This window comes from Thermosinus carboxydivorans Nor1 (assembly GCF_000169155.1).
In the GTDB taxonomy this organism is placed as follows: Bacteria; Bacillota; Negativicutes; order Sporomusales; family Thermosinaceae; genus Thermosinus; species Thermosinus carboxydivorans.
This window is the reverse complement of the sequence record NZ_AAWL01000023.1, coordinates 14,623-34,916: the sequence shown is the minus strand read 5'-3', so window position 1 is coordinate 34,916 and position 20,294 is coordinate 14,623. Positions and strand designations below refer to the sequence as shown.

General features: G+C 46.4%; 19 protein-coding genes, 2 tRNA genes, 1 pseudogene, 1 riboswitch and 2 other annotated features. All 22 genes and pseudogenes read right to left on the bottom strand.

Annotated elements, in window-relative coordinates:
* The coding region (locus tag TCARDRAFT_RS12185; RefSeq protein WP_040683406.1) for a class II fructose-bisphosphate aldolase at positions 1 to 670 on the bottom strand (670 nt) is incomplete at its 3' end.
* A 220-nt stretch (positions 671 to 890) separates the two neighbouring features.
* A complete protein-coding gene (gene rplT / locus TCARDRAFT_RS12175) occupies positions 891 to 1,244 on the bottom strand; it encodes a 50S ribosomal protein L20 (RefSeq protein WP_007290284.1) in 354 nt (117 codons plus the stop codon).
* A gap of 41 nt (positions 1,245 to 1,285) precedes the next feature.
* On the bottom strand, positions 1,286 to 1,483 hold the full coding sequence (gene rpmI, locus TCARDRAFT_RS12170) for a 50S ribosomal protein L35 (protein WP_007290285.1): 198 nt from the start codon (positions 1,481 to 1,483) through the stop codon (positions 1,286 to 1,288).
* Between the two features lie 14 nt (positions 1,484 to 1,497).
* Complete coding sequence (gene infC, locus TCARDRAFT_RS12165; RefSeq protein WP_007290283.1) at positions 1,498 to 2,001, bottom strand: translation initiation factor IF-3; 504 nt, start codon at positions 1,999 to 2,001, stop codon at positions 1,498 to 1,500.
* 39 nt (positions 2,002 to 2,040) lie between these two features.
* Positions 2,041 to 2,161: a sequence feature (ribosomal protein L20 leader region), on the bottom strand.
* Between the two features lie 58 nt (positions 2,162 to 2,219).
* Positions 2,220 to 4,176: pseudogene (gene thrS / locus TCARDRAFT_RS12160) on the bottom strand (threonine--tRNA ligase).
* Between the two features lie 39 nt (positions 4,177 to 4,215).
* Positions 4,216 to 4,432: a binding site (T-box leader), on the bottom strand.
* A 53-nt stretch (positions 4,433 to 4,485) separates the two neighbouring features.
* The gene (gene ytxC / locus TCARDRAFT_RS12155; RefSeq protein ID WP_040683404.1) at positions 4,486 to 5,364 is read right to left on the bottom strand and encodes a putative sporulation protein YtxC; all 879 of its coding nucleotides are present in this window, start codon (positions 5,362 to 5,364) and stop codon (positions 4,486 to 4,488) included.
* 137 nt (positions 5,365 to 5,501) lie between these two features.
* Positions 5,502 to 5,825 carry a GRAM domain-containing protein gene (locus TCARDRAFT_RS12150; RefSeq protein ID WP_007290279.1) on the bottom strand — a complete coding sequence of 108 codons (324 nt, stop codon included), beginning with the start codon at positions 5,823 to 5,825 and terminating at the stop codon, positions 5,502 to 5,504.
* Between the two features lie 668 nt (positions 5,826 to 6,493).
* Positions 6,494 to 6,570, bottom strand: a tRNA-Val gene (locus TCARDRAFT_RS12140).
* 48 nt (positions 6,571 to 6,618) lie between these two features.
* A complete protein-coding gene (locus tag TCARDRAFT_RS12135) occupies positions 6,619 to 7,752 on the bottom strand; it encodes an acyl-CoA dehydrogenase (protein ID WP_007290278.1) in 1,134 nt (377 codons plus the stop codon).
* Positions 7,753 to 7,886: 134 nt separating this feature from the next.
* Complete coding sequence (locus tag TCARDRAFT_RS12130) at positions 7,887 to 8,345, bottom strand: DMT family transporter (protein WP_232199131.1); 459 nt, start codon at positions 8,343 to 8,345, stop codon at positions 7,887 to 7,889.
* Between the two features lie 57 nt (positions 8,346 to 8,402).
* Positions 8,403 to 9,140 carry an alpha/beta hydrolase gene (locus tag TCARDRAFT_RS12125; RefSeq protein WP_007290276.1) on the bottom strand — a complete coding sequence of 246 codons (738 nt, stop codon included), beginning with the start codon at positions 9,138 to 9,140 and terminating at the stop codon, positions 8,403 to 8,405.
* Positions 9,133 to 9,576: a PaaI family thioesterase gene (locus TCARDRAFT_RS12120; RefSeq protein ID WP_007290275.1), complete on the bottom strand. Its 444-nt coding sequence runs from the start codon at positions 9,574 to 9,576 to the stop codon at positions 9,133 to 9,135. The genes TCARDRAFT_RS12125 and TCARDRAFT_RS12120 overlap by 8 nt, the downstream gene beginning before the upstream one ends.
* Positions 9,577 to 9,691: 115 nt before the next feature.
* Positions 9,692 to 10,282, bottom strand: a complete 591-nt coding sequence (locus TCARDRAFT_RS12115; RefSeq protein WP_232199130.1) for a peptidoglycan-binding protein — start codon at positions 10,280 to 10,282, stop codon at positions 9,692 to 9,694.
* A riboswitch (cyclic di-AMP (ydaO/yuaA leader) is annotated at positions 10,281 to 10,428 on the bottom strand. (Overlaps the previous gene by 2 nt.)
* A gap of 166 nt (positions 10,429 to 10,594) precedes the next feature.
* Positions 10,595 to 11,335: a 3D domain-containing protein gene (locus TCARDRAFT_RS16230; RefSeq protein ID WP_007290273.1), complete on the bottom strand. Its 741-nt coding sequence runs from the start codon at positions 11,333 to 11,335 to the stop codon at positions 10,595 to 10,597.
* Between the two features lie 108 nt (positions 11,336 to 11,443).
* Entirely contained in the window at positions 11,444 to 12,145 is a 702-nt protein-coding gene (locus tag TCARDRAFT_RS12105) for a 2-phosphosulfolactate phosphatase (RefSeq protein ID WP_007290272.1), read from the bottom strand.
* 8 nt (positions 12,146 to 12,153) lie between these two features.
* A complete protein-coding gene (locus tag TCARDRAFT_RS12100; protein ID WP_007290271.1) occupies positions 12,154 to 13,371 on the bottom strand; it encodes a M20 family metallo-hydrolase in 1,218 nt (405 codons plus the stop codon).
* 60 nt (positions 13,372 to 13,431) lie between these two features.
* Positions 13,432 to 14,103: a nitrite/sulfite reductase domain-containing protein gene (locus tag TCARDRAFT_RS12095; RefSeq protein WP_007290270.1), complete on the bottom strand. Its 672-nt coding sequence runs from the start codon at positions 14,101 to 14,103 to the stop codon at positions 13,432 to 13,434.
* Positions 14,104 to 14,212: 109 nt separating this feature from the next.
* Positions 14,213 to 14,344, bottom strand: a complete 132-nt coding sequence (locus TCARDRAFT_RS16225; protein WP_156784701.1) for a DUF2970 domain-containing protein — start codon at positions 14,342 to 14,344, stop codon at positions 14,213 to 14,215.
* Positions 14,345 to 14,485: 141 nt separating this feature from the next.
* On the bottom strand, positions 14,486 to 16,261 hold the full coding sequence (locus TCARDRAFT_RS12090; protein ID WP_007290269.1) for an ABC transporter ATP-binding protein: 1,776 nt from the start codon (positions 16,259 to 16,261) through the stop codon (positions 14,486 to 14,488).
* On the bottom strand, positions 16,258 to 17,928 hold the full coding sequence (locus TCARDRAFT_RS12085) for an ABC transporter ATP-binding protein (protein WP_232199129.1): 1,671 nt from the start codon (positions 17,926 to 17,928) through the stop codon (positions 16,258 to 16,260). The genes TCARDRAFT_RS12090 and TCARDRAFT_RS12085 overlap by 4 nt, the downstream gene beginning before the upstream one ends.
* Before the next feature lie 179 nt (positions 17,929 to 18,107).
* Entirely contained in the window at positions 18,108 to 20,021 is a 1,914-nt protein-coding gene (locus TCARDRAFT_RS12080; RefSeq protein ID WP_007290267.1) for a type I glutamate--ammonia ligase, read from the bottom strand.
* 180 nt (positions 20,022 to 20,201) lie between these two features.
* Positions 20,202 to 20,290 (bottom strand) — tRNA-Leu (locus TCARDRAFT_RS12075).
* Positions 20,291 to 20,294: the final 4 nt, after the last annotated feature.

The following is a 20,294-nucleotide window of genomic DNA, read 5'->3' as shown; positions in this document are numbered from 1 at the left end:
TGCCCGACTGAATAGAGTTACGGTATTCATCTCTGGTAAGGCGCGCTCCTCCATGCATGACAAGCGGTACCTGAACGGCGGCGCTGAGTTCGCTTAAACGGGAAAAGTTCAACTTCGGCGCGCCGCGGTATGCCCCATGGTTGTTGCCTACCGCAACAGCCAGCGCATCAACTCCTGTTTTGTCAACAAAGTCAGCCGCCATTTCCGGTTTCACCAAATTATCTTCATTGATATCATGCAAACTATCATAATAGCCAACATAGCCCAATTCACCCTCGACAGAAATACCAAGGGAATGGGCTATGCGACTGATTTCTTTCGTCCGTTTTAAGTTTTCACTAAAAGACAAAGATGAGCCGTCAAACATTACCGAGGTAAATCCCCAACGAATGGCCTTCATAATACCTTCATAAGTATGCCCATGATCAAGATGTAATGCAACCGGGACAGTGGCTTTCTGGGCAGCACGCACCATTGCGGCGCCAAGAGTGTCGACGTCAACGAATTTAAACAGCCGCTCCGGAATACCGAGCACCAATGGTGTTTTTAGTTCTTCCGCAACTTCGACTACTGCGCCCAACGTTTCAAAGTTGAAGACATTGAACCCGCCCACTGCGTACTTACGCTTCTGTGCATCTTGAAGTAGTTCACGCATCGTTACTAAGGCCAAGGTTGAACTCCTCCTTATTGGATTATTTTAGTGGTACTCCAGCTAATATATTTTATTCGCGAGCCACCACAAAAAACCTGCCGAATTATCTTAAAAATTATAATTTAACCGCAATTCAAAACGAGCCGTTCATTAACTTAGACAAAATTGTTTCCAGTTTTTCCGCGATTATGCAAATAAAAACGACTCTTGAAAACAAAATTCAAGAGTCGTCTATTTATTAAAGTTGGGCCTTTGCTGTTTCAACAAGTTTACTGAAAGCAGCCATATCATTTACTGCCAAATCGGCAAGCATTTTACGATTAACTTCCACGCCTGCTTTTTTCAAGCCGTTAATAAGCTGGCTGTAAGATAAGCCATTGATACGAGCCGCCGCGTTAATTCGAGTAATCCAGAGTTTACGGAATTCGCCTTTCTTGGCCCGACGGTCACGACGCGCATAGTACAGAGCTTTCATTACTAGCTCGTTAGCTTTCTTAAACTGTTTGCTTCTGGCGCCACGATAACCTTTTGCCAGTTTTAAGATTTTTTTGTGACGTCTATGTGCAGTTACTCCTTTTTTTACTCTTGGCATGTGTATAACCTCCTAGCAATTATCGTTGTAGTCTATATTCATTACGCATAAGGCAGCATGCGCGCTACACGTTCATAGTCCGCTTTGCTTACCAGGGCGGCCTTGCGTAGATTACGTTTACGCGCCGGAGATTTTTTCTCAAGAATATGGCTCTTGAAAGCTTTCGCGCGTTTAAATTCACCAGAGCCAGTAACTTTAAAACGTTTTGCAGCACTTTTGCGAGTTTTAATTTTCGGCATGATTGGTCCTCCCTTTAATTATGTGTCTTGGGTGCAAGAATCATAATCATATTTTTCCCTTCCAGCTTAGGCTCGCGTTCCACGGCAGCAATGTTTTTCAGTTCATTAGCCATCTTCGTCAGAACTTGCTTGCCCAGTTCAGGATGAGATAGTTCGCGTCCCCGGAACATGATCGTAACTTTTACCTTATCACCGTCTTCCAGGAAACGCTGCGCATGTTTTATTTTAACATTGAAGTCATGTTCCTCAATGTTAGGCCGAATTTTTACTTCTTTTACGGTTATGATTTTCTGTTTCTTCTTGGCTTCTTTGTCCCGCTTTTGCTGCTCATACTTGAACTTGCCAAAGTCCATAATACGGCAAACCGGCGGTTTAGCCTGGGGCGCCACTTCCACCAAGTCAAGCTGCTGCTCACCTGCCAGTCGTAGCGCATCCCTTAGCGGCATGATTCCCAATTGTTCTCCGGTGCTGCTAATAACCCGGACTTCACGCGCCCGGATTTCTTCGTTAATCCTCATGGTGGTATCTTTGCTAATTGCCACTCACCTCCTACGATACTGCCAAACAAAAAACGGATGGCATAAACCACCCGCAATAAAGCGTAAACAAGGGTTTACAGAACCTTACGAACTGCTAATGCGTTGTAAGGTGAGAAGCGGATGGCTTCTACTTGTCAAGCTTATTCAACTTTACTCTGATATGTTAGCATCCATTGCCATAAAAGTCAAGACAACAATCAATTATTTATTTTACCTTGTATTTCCGCCAAAATAGCGGCAACAAAATCGTCTACGGCTTGCGCGCCAATGTCGCCTTGGCCGCGCTTTCTTACCGCAACCGTCCGGGTTTCGGTCTCTTTATCGCCTACGATCAACATATAGGGCACTTTCTCCAGTTGGCCTTCACGGATTTTATAACCAATTTTTTCGTTGCGGCTGTCTACTTCTACCCGGATATCTTTGCTACGCATAAGAGTTGCAACTTCCTGAGCATAAGCGACATGCCGGTCGGTTATCGGCAGGATTTTAACTTGAACAGGCGCAAGCCATGTCGGAAAAGCGCCGGCATAATGCTCGATGAGAATACCAATGAACCGCTCCAAACTACCATAAGCAACGCGGTGGATCATAACAGGACGGTGTTTCTGACCATCTTCACCGACATAAGTTAGATCAAACTTTTCCGGCATAAGCATGTCTAACTGAATGGTGCCGCACTGCCAGGTCCGGCCGATGGAGTCGCGGAGGTGAAAGTCAATTTTGGGACCGTAAAATGCGCCATCCCCTTCGTTAATTTTGTATGGCATGCCACGTTCTTCCAAGGCCTCCCGGAGAGCGTTGGTGGCAACTTCCCAAATTTCGTCCGAGCCCATGGCTTTTTCCGGTTTGGTGCTGAGTTCAGCATGATAAGTTAAGCCAAAAGTGCTGTAGACTTCGTTAAACAAGTCAATAACGCCCTGAATTTCGTCTTTGATCTGCGATGGCAGCATGAAAATATGGGCATCGTCCTGGGTAAAACTGCGTACACGCATCAAACCGTGCAAAGCGCCGGACAGCTCATGACGATGAACCAGACCAAGTTCGCAGGTGCGCAGCGGAAGGTCACGATAGCTATGGTGTTGAGTACGGTAGACGAGAATACCGCCAGGGCAGTTCATCGGTTTGACCGCATAACCTTCGCCATCAATAGTAGTGAAATACATATTTTCCCGATAATGGTCCCAATGGCCCGATTGCTGCCATAAACGCTGGTGGAGAATAATTGGCGTCTTAATTTCCTGATAACCATACTTTACATGTAGTTTCCGCCAAAAATTTTCGAGCTCATTGCGAATAACCATCCCTTTGGGATGGAAAAAAGGAAAACCAGGTCCTTCATCTTGGATACTGAACAAGTCCAGCTCGCGACCCAATTTACGATGATCCCGTTTAGCGGCTTCTTCCAGCATACGGAGGTAAGCATCTAGGTCAGCCTTTTTCTCAAAAGCCGTACCGTAGATACGCTGGAGCATTTTCCTCTTTTCATCTCCCCGCCAGTAGGCGCCGGCAAGACTCTGCAGCTTTATCGCCTTTACCCGCCCCGTTGACGGCACATGCGGCCCTGCACAAAGATCAATAAACTCACCCTGTCGGTAGAGGCTAATCGTGACATCCTCCGGCAGGTCACGAATGAGTTCCACCTTATAAACTTCACCTTGTTCCGTAAAAAGCCGAAGCGCTTCCTCACGGCTAACTTCCATTCTCTCAACAGGCATATCTTCCTTCACAATCTTTTCCATTTACATCCTGAATTTTTTCCAAGTCATCCGGTGTGAAGGTATGAGTTGTATCAAAATCATAGTAAAAACCGGTGGCAATTGCCGGACCAATGCCGAGCTTTACATCCCCGTAAAGGCGTTTAACAGCTTGAGCAAGAATATGCGAAGCACTATGCCGCAAGGCGCCCTTGCCTTCTTCATCCTCAAAGGTTAAAAACTCTACCTTACCTCCTTTATTCAGGCGGTAGGCCAAGTCGACGACCTGACCGTCAAGTTTGGCAACAAGCGCACTTTTAGCCAAACCGCGACTAATACTCTCAGCCAGTTGCATTAAGGTCGTGCCTGGTTCGACTTCCCTAATTGCCCCGTCTTTCAGAATAATTTGAAGCTTACTCACATGTATCCTCCTCACAGCATTTTTAATAAAACTATCCATTGCTATTTAGCGTCAAAAATAATAAAACTCCCGTCCACTCCAAGGGACGAGAGCTAGCCCGCGGTTCCACCCTGATTGGCCTGTTTAAGCCCACTTCGTTAAAATAACGGGACGCGCCCGGCTTGGCTTACTATATGTTCAGCCAAGCAGTTTGGAGGGGGTAACAGCAACGGCCCGTAAAGGCGCTCACAGCCTACGACGCCTTTTCTCTGAAACGGGTGAAATATTACTGCCATATCCTCCGCATTACTATTGGCACTATTTTATTTTAGAAACATTATACATAGTTTCAGCAGGCAAGTCAACGGTCTATAGACATAAGTTGCAACCGGGGCAGATAGCAACCCGGCCTAAAAATATATTTTTAATTGTATCCACCAAGTCAGGCGACTTGGCGGCATCCAAATTATGGAGCATGATGTTGAACGGAGCAATGGTAATCAGAGCCGTAATCAAGAGGTCCTCGTAATTGATTTCTTCCGAATTCCGGGCAATAAAGTTCTCCAGATACTGGCTGTGGATTGGTTGTCCCTGAGTATCGAGAAGTTTAAACGTGTCATTGGCTTTGATAACCACATGGACCTCTTCAATCTGCGGCCGTTGCACATCGACAAAGTAACGCAGTATACGGATAAATTCTTTATATTCGACGTCCATCGTGTATTCGTCAACAGCTTTATCGACGATCTGAGCTAACTGGTCACGGTAATCCTTAAGCCGGAAGGTGATAAAGCCATCCAAAACCAGTTCATGGTGGTCATCTAAATACTCTAAAATTCGGTTTAATATTTTGGAACGCCGCGCAGGAAGGCTAAAATCTTCAAGCAGGGCCCCACCATTATTCAGGATGTTTAAAGAGTTTTCCAAAACAATGTTACGTTCTTCTACACTAAGATACGAATAATTGCGGTCGATAATTTTACGAATAATATTTATTTCCTCGCGCTGCAAAATCTGATCGGTTAAAAGTTTGGCCACGAAATGTTTTAGCAAATTTTTTATACGTTCATAATTGCGAAAGGATAATTCGCCTTCAATAATATTACAGCCAAGAAAGGTATATCGCCCCTTGCTTAATTCATCAATAGCGATACGAACCCCCTCCTGGACCAAACTGCCGCAGTCTTGTTGCAGTCTTGCCCGGATTTCTTCGATAGTACCCGTCAAGCCAACAGACAGTAGCTTCACATCCCCACTTCCTTCCACACTATAGTATATGTGCGCCCTTTCAAGACCATACGAAAAGTCGCAAAAATCCATAGAAAGGAAAGGAAGGAAGATGTATCGCGTATTCAACCATAAAAAAACACCCTGCCGGGTGCTATTTACAGGCTATTTATCCTCTTTTGGATTGCATCAATCCATTCATCCCGCTTATTGACAATGAACTTCAAACGGCGGTCTTTAATAGTTGTAATAGCAAAAGCATTGGGGATAAAAAAGAAGGTCTTTTCGGGCTTAATCGTCTCGATGTGAGCAAGAGGAATTTCCTCAAAATATTTCTGGGTAATATTCAGCAAATACCCGACAAAGACGATACGGTCGGTAGTGAGATAGAGAGCCCCGTGCAGATTGTTGCCGTCATAGGACATATTCGCCAAGTCTTTCTTAAGAATTCTTTCGTTTTCTTCTAAAGGAAAACTGTACATTATAACTGTCCTCCAGCTGCTTTGTTTGGCAGTATAAATTCGTCGTAAAACATCAGTTTTCCTCTACTTTTGTTCAGCAATACCGAAACAAAGCTAGGTTTCAACACAAAGCAGTCTGGAAAGCCGCATTAGCAACGGCCCTTTTATAGACTATCGCCAGTTGTCGTCACGAATAAAAAGGCATTCAATCCCTGCTTCTCATCATAGATGACTTGAATAACCCGTCTTCGCTGATCTATTGGCCAGAACAGATGCTCACGCATGAGGCCTTCGTCTGCAACATTCTGACTAACTGCCCGGTCTGTTGCCTGATTATGCCTGCAGTCTCCACAATCGGGCACTAAACATTGGTGAACAAACCGACACATACCCCCTACCTCCAATAAGTTATATCATAAATTCAAAGCAAACAAAATAAGCATAGCATTATTATTGTTTTAGTATATCCTATTATAAATTATGCGATAATAATTAAAAAATTCCTGCTTTTTTTGAAAAATATTGAAATATGAAAGTCACTCGAAACTAGCATATACTATTTTATCCGCCATAAACATCATGACAAATGCCCATTACCCGTCTATTCAGCCAGCATATCAATTGGGTAAATAATAAACAACAAAAATAAAAAAGCCTACGAAGCAAGAACCTCGTAGGCCTCATCTCACTGGTGGGGTTAAACGGACTCGAACCGCTGGCCTCTTCGATGTCAACGAAGCGCTCTAACCAACTGAGCTATAACCCCTTACGCACAATTAATTATATTACGGTAAACCCTGAATGTCAACACCTTTTAATATAAAATGTTATTAGCTATAACCAGCCGCTGAATTTGGTTAGTCCCTTCATAAATTTGCATAATCTTGGCGTCACGCATATATTTCTCAGCAGGATAATCTTTCGTATAGCCGTAGCCACCCAGTACCTGAACGACATCGGTTGTTACCTTCATGGCCGTATCGGCGGCGAAGCATTTTGCCATGGCCGCTTCTTTGGCATAAGGAAGACCTTGGTCTTTCATCCAACAGGCTTTGTAGACGAGCAAACGGGCAGCTTCAATTTGCATCGCCATATCGGCAATCATTGCCTGGACTAACTGGAAAGAAGCAATAGGTTTGCCAAATTGTTCCCGCTCGCGGGAATACTTAACTGCGAGCTCAAAAGCGGCTTGGGCAAGCCCTACCGAAACTGCGCCGACAAAAGGCCGAGCAGCATCAAGCGTCTTCATCGCAATCTTGAACCCTTCACCTTCGCGGCCGATACGGTTGGCCGCGGGAATACGCACATTATCGAGAATCAGTTCACAGGTGTTAGACGCCCGGATCCCCATTTTGTCCTCATCTTTGCCCACGGAAAAACCCGGTGTGTCCCGTTCTACAATAAAAGCGGTCAAACCACGAATACCAGCTGACTTGCGGGCATTGGCAAAGACTACGTATATATCAGCAATACCACCATTGGTGATAAAGCATTTTGTCCCATTCAGCACATAATAGTCTCCATCCTTAACAGCCGAGGTAGCGACCGCCCCCGCATCCGAACCGGCGCCCGGCTCAGTCAGGGCAAAGGCCGCCATTTTACCGCTGTTAATAACGGAAAAAAACTTTTGTTTTTGTTCGTCAGTACCTGAAGTCAAAACTGGATAAGAAGCCAGCGCATTGGCAGCGACCGTTGTTGCTACTCCGGCACATCCTTTGCCTAGTTCTTCGTAGATGAGAGCAATTGATACGGCATCTAAACCGGGACCATCATACTCTTCAGGCACCGTAAGATTCAGCATCCCCGCCTCATCCAGCTTTTTCAGCAGTTCCGGCCTGATTTCCCCAGTCTTATCCATTTCCAAGGCATAGGGCGTAATTTCTTTGGCAACAAGTTCTTGGACCATTTTTTTTAAAGCTAATTGGTCGGGAGTAAAGTGAAAATCCATACCTCTCCTCCTTGTTTGGCGGAGTAATGCCAAAAATTTCTAAACATAGTATACCGTAGATTATTTTTTTTGTTAACACCCTTACGGAAAAAATTCAAATTAAAAAATAAATAACGAAGCTGAATTTGGCTTCGTTACCTTATCAACAGTTTGGCGCCCAAGGCCAAAAAAACAACCCCTACTAATTGTAGCCAACTGCAAGGAGTGCGGTTAAGGCCAAACCCCCCAAAATAATCAATAACTACCGCCGTCAACACCTGCCCAACAATAATGGCCGTAGTGGCATTGCATACGCCGACACTAGGTATACTGGCTGCTACAAGATAGATGATGAAAACGCCGACAAGCCCCCCCAAATAGGCATACCACGGTGCCTCCGGCAAAGCGGCGAGATTTCCCTTCCCAAGACGAAACAAAAATAATAACGCCAGCAAAATAATTGTACCGGTGACGTGAACTATAAAAGTTGCTTCCAAAAGCCCGATTACTTTGCTTAAGGCAGCATTTAATGAACCCTGTATGGCCATCAGCACTCCGGAGATTAAGGCTAACAACAGCGCCAGCATGTTGCCGGAAAGATCCAATGCATACACGCTCCTTTTGCCAAAAGTTGCGATCCACGCATCAGATAGTTTGTACCCGGCAAAAAATTATATACTACCTGAACAAAACCACATTTTTAGCCACCGGAGTGTTGCGGCAATGGCTTGTTCGGAATGACCGGTAAAATGGTGGTCAGCTCCATCGATAACAATCAGCTCTTTCGTCGGCGCTGCCTGCTCATAAAGAGCGTGGGCCTGACTAAGCGGTACAATCTCGTCCTGGTTCCCGTGGACAATCAAGATTGGTATAGGCGGTAAGGACTGCAAAGCGGCAAACAAATTATGACGGCTTAAATCATGGAGAAACTCCGGACCTAGTTCCAGCTTCCCGTAATTATCACAAATATACAACCGTTCCCCCCTAACAAGCTTTTCATACCCTTCGCCAAGGGCTAAGCGAAAGGTTGCGTGCAAATTACAGGGAGTAGCCCATAGACACAGGCCGGCGATATTTTTATCCTTCGCCGCAAAAACAAGCGAAGCACTCCCCCCCATACTGCGGCCTAATAGTAAGACACGAGGACTGACAAATCGCCGGCAATAGTCGACAGCATAACCTACCTCGGAAATCTGATTTGATAATGATTGCAAGGGGGTAAAATCAAAGCGCAACACAAAAATACCTAACTTCGCAGCCTCGTTAGCCAGTTGTACGGCCTTGCCGCCCCCGTCTTTGGAGCCACGGAAACCGTGGCAGATAACCAAGGCGCAATTGCCGCCGCCATCAGGACGGTGTAAGACACCTGACAGATAACCGTGTTCCGTTGGAATCCGGACTTCAATCATGGTGCTCACCTTTTTCAAAGGCGCCAATAACGAAAAAAGTCCCCCGTGCTTTGGCCAATAAAATGTCTTCAGCGCAATCACGCACGTCCGCTTCTACAACCATAGTGCTTTTCCCTTTATGAACAACAGTTCCGACAGCTTTGACAACAGACTGCTGCTGCGCTCCGCGGATGTAATTGATATTCATATCTATCGTTACCACTCGGTTGCCCAGCGTAGCACATGCCACTCCCATTGCCGTGTCGGCTAAGGAAGCTAATGCCCCTCCATGAGCAACACCATAAAGATTTGTATGCTTCCCATAAATGACTGGCATGGTCAACTCGGCCCGTCCTTCCTCAATTTTCGCTATTGACATTTGCAGTAACCGTACATAGGGATTGCGATCATAAATATTCTTTAAATGCTCTTTAAGCCACTCTATGTTATTGACCAAGACTAGTGCCTCCTCACATTATACCTTTGCATATCTTTCCCATAAATATAACTAGTACGGCGCCTAGCTAATTTTTCCTTTAAAAAAGGCAAAAGAAAGACAGGCTGGCAGCCTGTCAATCAAGTACATAAACAGTTACGTGTTGTCTTCCAAACTGTAGTGCTTCTTCCCGGCTTTCAAAGGCAAGGTCAATTTTGTTGCCTTTTATCGCCCCGCCAATGTCATCAGCGATAGCATAGCCGTATCCTGGAATATATAGGCGCGTACCAAGCGGAATGACCGCCGGGTCCACGGCAGCCAATCCTTTGCGAAGTAAATTGCCACGATAAGTATAGCTGCCATTGCCGTCATCAAAACGAGTATAAGCAGTAGCTACCATGGTTAAAACCCTGCTGTACCGGCTAGGTTCAACCGCGGCCCGTTCTAAATAGCGGAGAGTGTCTTTTCCGACAATGCCATCGGCCACTAGTCCGTTATCACGCTGAAACTCCAACACCGCACGCATAGTGGCGCCGCCAAAAATGCCGTCAATTGCCCCGGCGTAGTAGCCTTTATCGGCTAACATTTTTTGCAGATACCGTACATCTTCTCCCCGGTCGCCTTGGCGAAGAAGGTTGTCCCCCGGCGCAGCCAAGGAAGTTGCGGCAAATAGCAGCATGAGCAGAGTAAGTACCGCTGCAAGGGCAATTTTTTTCAATTGTCTCACCTCTCTTTTTCTACGCCTCCGAGGTTAGCTGTCGGGTTAGGGTCAAAGAGAAGGACTAGAGAAAGAACCCTTCCACCATTCTGGCGGATTCACCCCTGTATCTTTAGTGGGTCCCCCGTACCAAACGGATTCGGCGTTATTGTAATTTTACTATAAATTGACTCCATAGTCAAAGGTAACTACAACTAAAAAATGGCAATTTATTCCTAACTGTGAGCTAGTCGCCATATGAACGATAGCTATGGAAATATATGTGTGAAAATAGCGCCCTGGTAAGCGCCAATGAAAAAAGGATCGGATAACCCGATCCCCTTATTCAAGTACATACACTTTCACTTTTTGAATGCCATAGTCAAGGGCTTCGCTCCGTGTATTGAAAGCCAGGTCGATACGGTTGCCTTTAATGGCGCTGCCTTGGTCCTCGGCAATTGCTTCACCATAGCCTTCCACCCAAAGCCTGGTCCCCATGGGGATTACATTAGGGTCAACCGCGGCAACGCCTTTGCGCACTTTGCCGCCCATATAAGTCTTATCTCCCCATTTGCCGTTATCCAGCGGACCGGGAGCATAAGCGGTAGCTGTCATTTCCAGGACACGCTTATAGTTTTGTGGCGCTCCCATTAGAGAATTATTATTGCGCACGCTTTGCGGCGCCAGAACATTATTGAAATTAAATAGCATAGAGATAACGGCCAATTCCTTATCATAAGAAGCCAATCGCTCGCTTAAAGTTTGCTCGACTTCTTGACGAAGGACGGTTTCTACATTCTTATTCAAATCCCCGTTCGCGACAGAAACGACATCAGCGCCAGCTGTTGACTTACTTGCTTTTTCCAAGGCTGTTTTGGCGAGTAAGTCCCACAACGCTTCTTTTTTACCTTGTTCTAAATCCTTCTTTACTCTCAGCAGTTCTTGCACCCGTACCATATTGGGACCGGCAGTGACAACTTCTGCGAGCTTGTCCTCAAGAAAAGCAGCATGAGCCTGTGGCAATACAGGAGAAAACATATTGATGGTCAACGCCATCAAAGTGATAACAACTGCTTTCTTCACAATTCATCTCCTTTCCCCTCTTGTTCACCCCCCATTGTATCATATTGTTTACATAATTAACAGACGGTAATTTTAACAAAAAACCGGCCAGATAATTGGCCGGCTTATTTAGGTTATTGTAATAATGCCATCACAATATTGGGGAACCACTGAAAAAATATCGTGCTGGAGACAAAAGACCACATCATCGGCAAAACCGATATCACGCAAATAGCGCCCGTGCGACGAAGTCATCACCGTTTTAAGCAAATCGGAGTGAGCCCCCTCGTACATGGCGCGGGCGGCAAGAGCTTTGTCACTAAGAGTGGCCGATAAACCAAAACGGCTGACAAGTAGACCGGCACAGAGGACGTCCTCTATTGAAAAATTTCCTTCCGTACCGGCACAGAGAAACACAACATCCCGACCCATGTCGGACAAACGCTCACACACCGCAGCCGCATTGACAAATGCGGCCGTGAAAACATTGGCGGCATTGCGCGCCAATCCCAACGCCCTAGTTCCGTTTGTCGTCGTCATGATAATCGTTTTACTATCCACTATATTACGTACATACTCAAACGGGGAGTTGCCGAGCTGAAAGCCAGGTATTATAAGCCCTTTCCTTTCACCCGCCAGTAATGCGTCGGGAAAATGATCCTGCTTTAAAACAACGGCCTCTTCGACCGTCGCCGTAGGGATTAGCTTCCGGCAACCGTTGGCAAAAGCCGTGGCAATAGATGTTGTGGCACGTAAAACATCAATAACAACGACAACGCTAGCGGAAGACGCTAGATAATCATCTGGCGTAAAACATACATCGATTTGCAATAAAACACCTACTTTGCCAATTCATAGAGGACTTCCGTCAATACACAGATACCTGCCTCAATATCCTTGGGTGAAGCGTACTCATCCGGATTATGGCTAATGCCGTTAGCGCAGGGAATAAAAATCATGCCGGACGGAGCGATTTGGGCCATATTCATGGCATCATGCCCCGCGCCACTATTGATATGCCGGTAAGAAACGCCTAACTTGCGGCAGGCAGTCTCGATGACTTCAATAACATCGGAATGAAGCTGAACTGGTTTATCAGAAGATAAAACTTCGATAGCCACAGGGGTTTCCTGCGCCTCGGCAATGGTGCTAACCGCATCCTTAATGTCTTGTAAAGTTTCGATGATGCTTTCATGATCAACACCGCGGATATCTACCCACATCTCGACCCGCCCGGGAATAACGTTCATGACATTCGGATAAACCTTGATAGCACCGACAGTACCAACTGTGCCCTTATGGGATTGTTCTGACGCAACCTCCTGGACGGCTAGTATCACCATGGCAGCACTAACCAGTGCGTCTTGGCGCTGATCCATTGGCGTAGTACCGGAATGGGCGGCCATCCCTTCAATAGTTATTTTTAGCCTGGTCGGTGCGGCAATGGCCCCGACAACGCCAATTTGGACGCCCTCTTTCTCAAGAATAGGCCCCTGTTCGATATGCAGTTCCACAAAAGCTTTAATCTCGCCTGGCGACCGGCTAGCGTTAGTCAGCGCTTGAAAATCCAGCCCGCAGCGTTTCAGCACATCGGGAAAACTATTCCCCTCCTGATCCCGCGCTTTGCCCCAAGCCAATAGATTAGCGGAGCCAGCCATTGCCTTGCTGCCCATGGTGGCGAACCCGAACCGGCTCGATTCCTCGGCGGCAAATATGATCAGCTCCACGGGATGAGTGAGAGAACCGCGTGCTTTTAGTTCCTTAATAGCGGCAAGCCCCCCCACAACGCCGACAACCCCATCGTATTTGCCACCTTCTGGGACGGTATCAAGGTGGGAACCGGTAACAACAGCAGGGGCATTGGGGTCAGTTCCATCCATACGGCCAATAATGTTACCGATCTGGTCCACCCGTACAGTCAGCCCTGCCTCACGCATCAACCCCATTATGTATTCCCTTGCCTGAAGATCAACGGTAGTATAAGCCAGGCGCGTAACACCCTGTTCGCCCTTACCCCACTGCGCAATACGCTCAATTGTTTCATTGACCCAGTCCATTCTTCTCGCCCCCTTCGCTTTACCTACCGTGAGTATACCCACAAATTGGTATCTAATCCACTAGCCCAAAATATCTTGCTTAACCTTCTCAAAGCCGAGACGATCAATCATCATGCCCATCCGTTCATAGTTACGAGCATTTTCTTTATAATATGTAATAATTTTATCAACTAATGGCAAAACAGCATCCGGCGCTACATGCTCGGCCAGCAGGTTAGCCAGCCGGGGTTTAATGCCCGCGTTGCCGCCAATTAGGATATGGTAGCCCTTAGGCGTCCCGATAATCCCCAGGTCTTTGATCGCCGGTTCGGCACAGGAATTCATACAGCCGCTAACACCGATTTTAAACTTTGAAGGAAGATTCATACCGTGGTAACGCTCGTCCAAGGCAAGCCCAAGTGTTACCGCGTCCTGCTGCGCCCGCTTGCAGAAATGGGTAGCCGGACAGATTTTCACGCTCCGCACGCACAGCCCTACCGCATGCCCTTTGCTCATGCCGAGTTCTGCCCAGGCGGCATCAATTTTATCCGGCTCAATCCCTACGATGGCAATACGCTGCGCCGACGTTACCTTAAGGGCTTTTGCACCGTATTTTTCCGCTACGTCGGCTAACTTGCGCAAAAGATTAGGGTCCAAAATAATGCCGCCCGGTATGTGGGGAGCAATAGCATAAGTCTCGTTATCTCTTTGCAAAATTGCGCCTTTATCCAGCATATCCGTCTTTACTTCCATTATAATCCTCCTAAACATTAATTTGGCACAAATAATTATTTGCTATTGCCTGTCTAAATCCTGCAAAAAAAATAACACCGTTGCCGGTGTAATGAGAAAAGCAGATATTCTACATGACGAAGGAAACAACCATGGTAAGCAAAATGGCAGCAGCCATTACCCCGCCGATAATTAGGGCGGTACGGTTGAGATTATCGATATCATTTTTGTGATAGGCCCGTTTTTTCGAACTCTTTACCACAGCGTATCCCCCTGGATAGCAAGAATAATCTACCTATAATTGTACGAAACTTCTTTAATTTGGCAAGAGATTGGGCCACAACTTGTATCTAAAATCGTGCTAACCAAACGGAAAACAGTAAACCTAGACTCTCCAAAAAAACTATTGACTGCAATAAAGCCGATAATAAAAACCACGCCTGGCCATCAAAGTTTCGTGAGTGCCTTCTTCTGCAACCCGGCCTTTGTGTAAAATGAGAATTTTATCGGCCCGCCGGATTGTCGAAAGACGATGGGCAATAACCAGCATACTGCGTTTTTGCCCAATCTTTTCAAGAGCGTTTTGAATCAAAGCCTCGGTTTGGCTGTCAACACTTGATGTCGCTTCATCTAAAACCAAAATATCAGGCCGGACGGCCAATGCTCTGGCCAAAGATAACAACTGCCGCTGTCCTGCTGATAGCAATGCACCTTGGTACCCTACTTCAGTATCATATTTGTGCGGCAGCTCCTCCACAAAACGGTCCAGGTTGGCCATCCTCGCCGCCCAAATAATCTGCTCCGTTGCCATGGCCGTATCATATAGACTGATGTTGTCGGCCACTGTCCCCTTAAAAACATGCACCTCCTGAAATACCGCTCCAATTTTCTTACGCAGCAGAATGGGATGGATATCTTTAATATCAATACCATCAATGGTAATCCGTCCGCGTTGCGGTTCATAAAACCGTAGCAGTAACCGCAGGATGGTTGTTTTCCCTGATCCAGACAGACCGGCAATGCCAACAAATTCGCCCGGTGCAATTTCAAAAGACAGGCCGCGCAGCACCCACTCCGGCTCCTGATAGGCAAACCAGACGTTTTCAAAAGTAATGCGCCCGGAAATAGCCACTTCGCTTTCGTATTTATACTTACCTTGATCCTTTACCGATGCTTTGTCAGTCAACAGGTCATACACCCGTTCGGCAGCAGCGACCGCAGACTGCAGCAGATTATACTTTTCCGACAAATCTTTGATTGGCCCGAAAAATTTTTCCACATACCGCAAAAAAGCGATGACTACCCCAACATCAACACTTCCTGCCTTTTGCCAACCGCTCGACCACAGCACCAAAATGATTGCAATAGTATAAATAACTTCTACTAATGGCCGAAATATTGCAAAGCTTCGCATTTCTTTTAGCCCTGCCCCCAGATAATCCCGGTTTAGGACGTCATATTCCTGCTCTGTCCGAGAAAAACGGGCGAAGGCTTTGACGACGAGAATACCGTTTAATGTTTCCTGAATAAAGGTATTAATGGCTGCCGTCCGCTCGCGGACCAGCCGATAGGCCTGGCGGGCAAACTTTTGATAAGTTGTCGCCAAAACAAACATCAATGGAATAACCGTAAAAGATACCAAAGCCAGTTGCCAGTCCATGACCAACATGGCGATAATGATGCCGACCAGAACGATACTGTCGCTGGCAAAAGCCACTAACACATCAGTATATAGATCCCGGAGGGCTTCTATGTCATTAGTAACCCTTGTCACCATCCGACCTACCGACTGTTCCGCCGCTTCCTGGTACGGCTGATCAATTAACCGGCGAAAAACTTTTTGCCTGATATCAAAGATAATCTGTTGTCCGATATACTGAAGAAGATAAGCCTGTCCATATGCTAACAAAGCGCCGGCAATAATGGTAGCCAAATAAATACCAGCAGTACGCATAAGACCTGTCGCATCCTTAACAGCAACCTGTTCATCAATGGCTATTTTTAATAGGTATGGGCGGACAAGGTCAGCAGCCGTTCCTAATAGCATTACCAGCAGCGCCGCCGCGAATAATCCTTTGAACGGCCGGGCATAAAGCCATAGTAGTCGGAGCATTCTTTCGTCGATTCGCCGGGCGCTGCCAGTGGTATCATAGTCTTTTCCGCGAAAGTACATGCTCATTCTATATCACCAAAATCCGTTTGTTGTTCATAAAGCCGACGGTATAGCCCATTCCTGGCAACCAACTCTTGATGGGTACCTTGTTCCACTATGCAACCTTTGTCAATGACGACAATTAAATCGGCATCTTTTACCACCTTAACCCGCTGAGAAACCAGGATAGTGGTGCAACCTTGAATTATTTCTCGTAAATTAGCGAGCAGTTCGGCCTGGGTCTGGTAATCAAGGGCGGAAAAAATATCGTCAAGCAGCAATACCGGCGGCTTTTTAATAAGGGCTCGGGCAATACTGATACGCTGTTGCTGCCCGCCGGAAAGAACTCTGCCCCTTTCTGCTAACAGTGTTTCGAACCCGAAGATTTTTTTGTCAATAGCTTCTTTTACAACAGCTTTCCTGGCCGCATCCTCAATCTCTGTTCGCGGATAAGCCTTATCAAAGCCGATATTGTCCCCTACCGACCGAGCGAATAGGATGTTTTCCTGCGGAACATAGCCGAAAGCCTGCCGCAAACCCGAACAGTTCAGCTCATGTATTTCCCGGCCGCCGATATATATGGTACCAACCGGCGGTTCGTATAGGCGAAGGAGCAATTTGAGCAGTGTAGATTTACCGGCGCCGGTAGGTCCGACAATACCAACCATCTTGCCGGGCGGCACTATTAGCGAAAAATTTTGCAAAGCCGGTTTTTCCGATAATCTATACCGGAATGATAAATTTACGATTTCAATGGCACTGTTACGCAAATCAGGTACTGCTGCTTCGGCGTAACATTCGTCGGTTCGTTCTGTCAGAATATTGACCAGCCGGATTAACGACGCCGTGCCACGCTGGATAATGTTGATTAAATAGCCAAGCCCCATGACTGGCCAGATAATAAGTCCTAAATAACCAATAAAAGCGGTAAACTCGCCAACAGTAATGGTGCCTTCGATAAGCAATAAGCCGCCAACATATAGGGCTACGGCATAACTCGCAAGCGGCGCCAGATGCGTAAGCGGTATATACGCCGCCTGCAACTTGGCCATCGCCAGATTAATAGCCAACACTTTCTCACTCTCGGTTTTAAATTTTGCCGCCGCTCTTTGCTCCGCAGCAAAACCTTTAATAACCTGCAATCCGGACAATATTTCCTGGGAAAACTCCGTCAAGGCGGCAAACTGTTCCTGAACAGCCCGAAACCGCCGGTGTACCGTATCCCCCATCCAGGTTGCAATCATTAAAATAACTGGTAACGGAAGAACGGCCAATACAGTTAACCCCCAATGAATATGACTGCCCATCACCATGAATGCCACTACGCCCATAATAACGGCATCAACGAGCAACATGCTGCCAAGCCCAACGGCAACCCGCACTGCGGAAATATCGTTGGTAGTCAACGCCATAACCTGCGCCGGACCATGCCGATCATAATAATCCATCGGTAAACGCAAGGCATGCCGATACAACTGTTCGCGCAGGTAAAATTCTAAAAGCCGGGCGCTCCCCATAATCCCTTCCCGGTACAAATACCGAAACAAGGCAATAGCGGCCGTAACGACTCCCAGCAGTATAAGGTCACGGTTTAAAGCGTTGTCTGTGGTAGCAAGATGATCGATAGCGTTGCCAATCAGGCGGGGAATATATAGTTGCAGGAGATCGGCAATCACCAAAAAGATAAGGCCCAAACAATAGCGCTGCCATATCTTGCGAAGAAAAGGATACAAAAAAAGTAAATGCTGCAGCAGACATCACCTCTTGCTTTTATACAATTAACCTTATTGACTAATAATCCCTTTCGCAGACAATAAAAACTGACCGCCAAACAAGCGGTCAGTTTTTATTGTCTACTGGATGCTAAATTTTATTAGCAGTCATGAATCATATTTTTTTTGTATTGGGAGTAGAGGTTTTGCAACTCAGTCATCCGCTCGGACATTTCGATCTGAAGATCAGAGGCAGTATCATAATCGCCAGCTTGGATAGCTTCTTTTATGCGACTAAACAGCGACTTGTGGGCTATGGAATCTTTGGCCAGATATAGCCGTAGGCTATTGATTTTTTCCCACATATACATATCATAATCACTGGCATTGGTGGCATCATGGAGACACTTGCATTCTTTAACAATTTCGAGATTATCCGGGATTATGCGATTGATAAGCTCGGTCCGCCACCGCAGCAATGCTGCTGCCTTGAAAGCGTCGATAATTTCCTGACGAAAAGCGTTGCTTGCCTTGAGAACGGCTAATTTTTCCGGATACTTGGTCAGGTTTTGCATATTTTCCCAAACAGTGGCCGGCGGTTTACCAAAGAGACGGTCGCGCTCTTCCGGTGAATAATCGTCAAAGACATCATGCTCACTGCGATACGCCCGGTCAGTTTCAAGATAAAAGCCAGGTACACCTGCATCTTTTGAAAGTTCGGCTTCCAGTTCTTTCAGTGATCTACCCGATTCTAGAGCAGCCTTGATCCCATCCAGCATGGTGATGTAAAAAGCAGCAATGGCAATATAAGTATTAGTGTAAGGGTTGGGTGACCGTACTTCAAAACGCGTAGCCAGCGGATTAGTAACATCGCGAACGAGACCGGCAAGAATGGTCCGGTTACGCGACGGAACTTCCGGCGAATGACCAAGCGAAGTAACAATGCATACAGGTGCCTCAAAACCAGGCTTAAGCCGGTTTAAAGAGTCATTGGTCGCCGAAACGAAAGGATTAACTACCTCGTAGTTCTTCAGCAGCCCCATGATGGCGCCATAGCCAATAGCGCTTAAAAAGTCTTTCTTCATGTCAGACGGAGCAAAAAGGTTGACAATCTTACCCGATTTTAGCCTAGCGGCCATACCAATATGGGTGTGTTCGCCATTACCCGCAACACCAATAATTGGCTTAGCCTTAAACGTAACATCTAAACCATTGGCTCGGAAAACTTCCCGGATCACAATACGGGCTTGCAGTTCATTATCTGCAGTTTGCATAGCTGTAGAATAGCGCCAGTCAATCTCTAACTGCTCCATAACATGGCTGAGGTGCCCTGTTTCATCGATTTTAGCCTTGACGCCACCGACTTCCTTATGCCCCATTTCCGGCTCAAGGCCATAGTTGGCAAGTAACAGTAATGCCTGTTCCAAAGCAGTACGGACTTCACCGCGCGTGCGTTGCCAGTATTGCTCCTGCATGACCTGCGATGCGCGCAGCTCCTCAACCTGTGCTTTATTGGCCGGTGTCTTAACCCAAAACTCAAGTTCAGTGGCTGCCGTAAAGATAATGTCATCGATTTCGTCGACATTGATATGTTCTAAGCCGGGAATATGCTTATACTTACCAAATAGTTTCATGAGCTCGGTTTTCACATATTCCAAACCAGTGGCCAAAATTGAGCGCGAGTCAACCCGCACGCCATTATGAACAAGGAAGGACGGGATGCGCAAAGTTCCGATCGGCTTGCCAGTTTCTTCGTCAATATGTTGAAAGTTGTAGTCAACAAACCAATTGGCATTGGGGTCGGCTACCATATCAACTTTTGCGTTATTGAGAGTGGCAATACCGGTTAACACTACGGAAGAGCCATCTGTTTGCACAGCCGTCCCATTGAAAAAGTCGTCCATATTTTCTAATAAAAACTTAATGGGAATTTTTTCATCCGTATCATTGCCTGCCAGGTCAATGCCTACCAGAGAAGCAAATTTAATTTCCGGATGCTCCCGAAGGAGAGCTAGAATTTCTTCTTTGCTAAGTTTTCCCGCCGGAACCACATACAGTAAATCTTTTTTAACCATCATGCTTCACCTCTACCTTTAGTTTGATACATACCACTCGTGTCAATACAAAATAAGACAAAACTCCCCTGCAACTACGTACAGGGGAGTCTCCATTGACTCGAGTTATTCTTATAATTTTATTATAACAAAGTTTTTCTTTTTGTCTAGAGGGAAGTAAATTTTTTACCAAAAAATCGGTGGTGCCGAGGACCGGAATCGAACCGGTACGGGTGTTACCACCCGAGGGATTTTAAGTCCCTTGCGTCTGCCAGTTCCGCCACCCCGGCACTT

Bases quoted from the DNA above. Each gene is read 5' to 3' on its own strand.
- TCARDRAFT_RS12080 (WP_007290267.1), bottom strand. From the start codon at position 20,021: ATGGTTAAAAAAGATTTACTGTATGTGGTTCCGGCGGGAAAACTTAGC.
- TCARDRAFT_RS12150 (WP_007290279.1), bottom strand. From the start codon at position 5,825: ATGTACAGTTTTCCTTTAGAAGAAAACGAAAGAATTCTTAAGAAAGAC.
- TCARDRAFT_RS12095 (WP_007290270.1), bottom strand. From the start codon at position 14,103: ATGGAAGTAAAGACGGATATGCTGGATAAAGGCGCAATTTTGCAAAGA.
- TCARDRAFT_RS12135 (WP_007290278.1), bottom strand. From the start codon at position 7,752: ATGGATTTTCACTTTACTCCCGACCAATTAGCTTTAAAAAAAATGGTC.
- TCARDRAFT_RS12125 (WP_007290276.1), bottom strand. From the start codon at position 9,140: ATGATTGAAGTCCGGATTCCAACGGAACACGGTTATCTGTCAGGTGTC.
- TCARDRAFT_RS12100 (WP_007290271.1), bottom strand. From the start codon at position 13,371: ATGGACTGGGTCAATGAAACAATTGAGCGTATTGCGCAGTGGGGTAAG.
- TCARDRAFT_RS12090 (WP_007290269.1), bottom strand. From the start codon at position 16,261: ATGAGCATGTACTTTCGCGGAAAAGACTATGATACCACTGGCAGCGCC.
- rplT (WP_007290284.1), bottom strand. From the start codon at position 1,244: ATGCCAAGAGTAAAAAAAGGAGTAACTGCACATAGACGTCACAAAAAA.
- rpmI (WP_007290285.1), bottom strand. From the start codon at position 1,483: ATGCCGAAAATTAAAACTCGCAAAAGTGCTGCAAAACGTTTTAAAGTT.
- infC (WP_007290283.1), bottom strand. From the start codon at position 2,001: ATGAGGATTAACGAAGAAATCCGGGCGCGTGAAGTCCGGGTTATTAGC.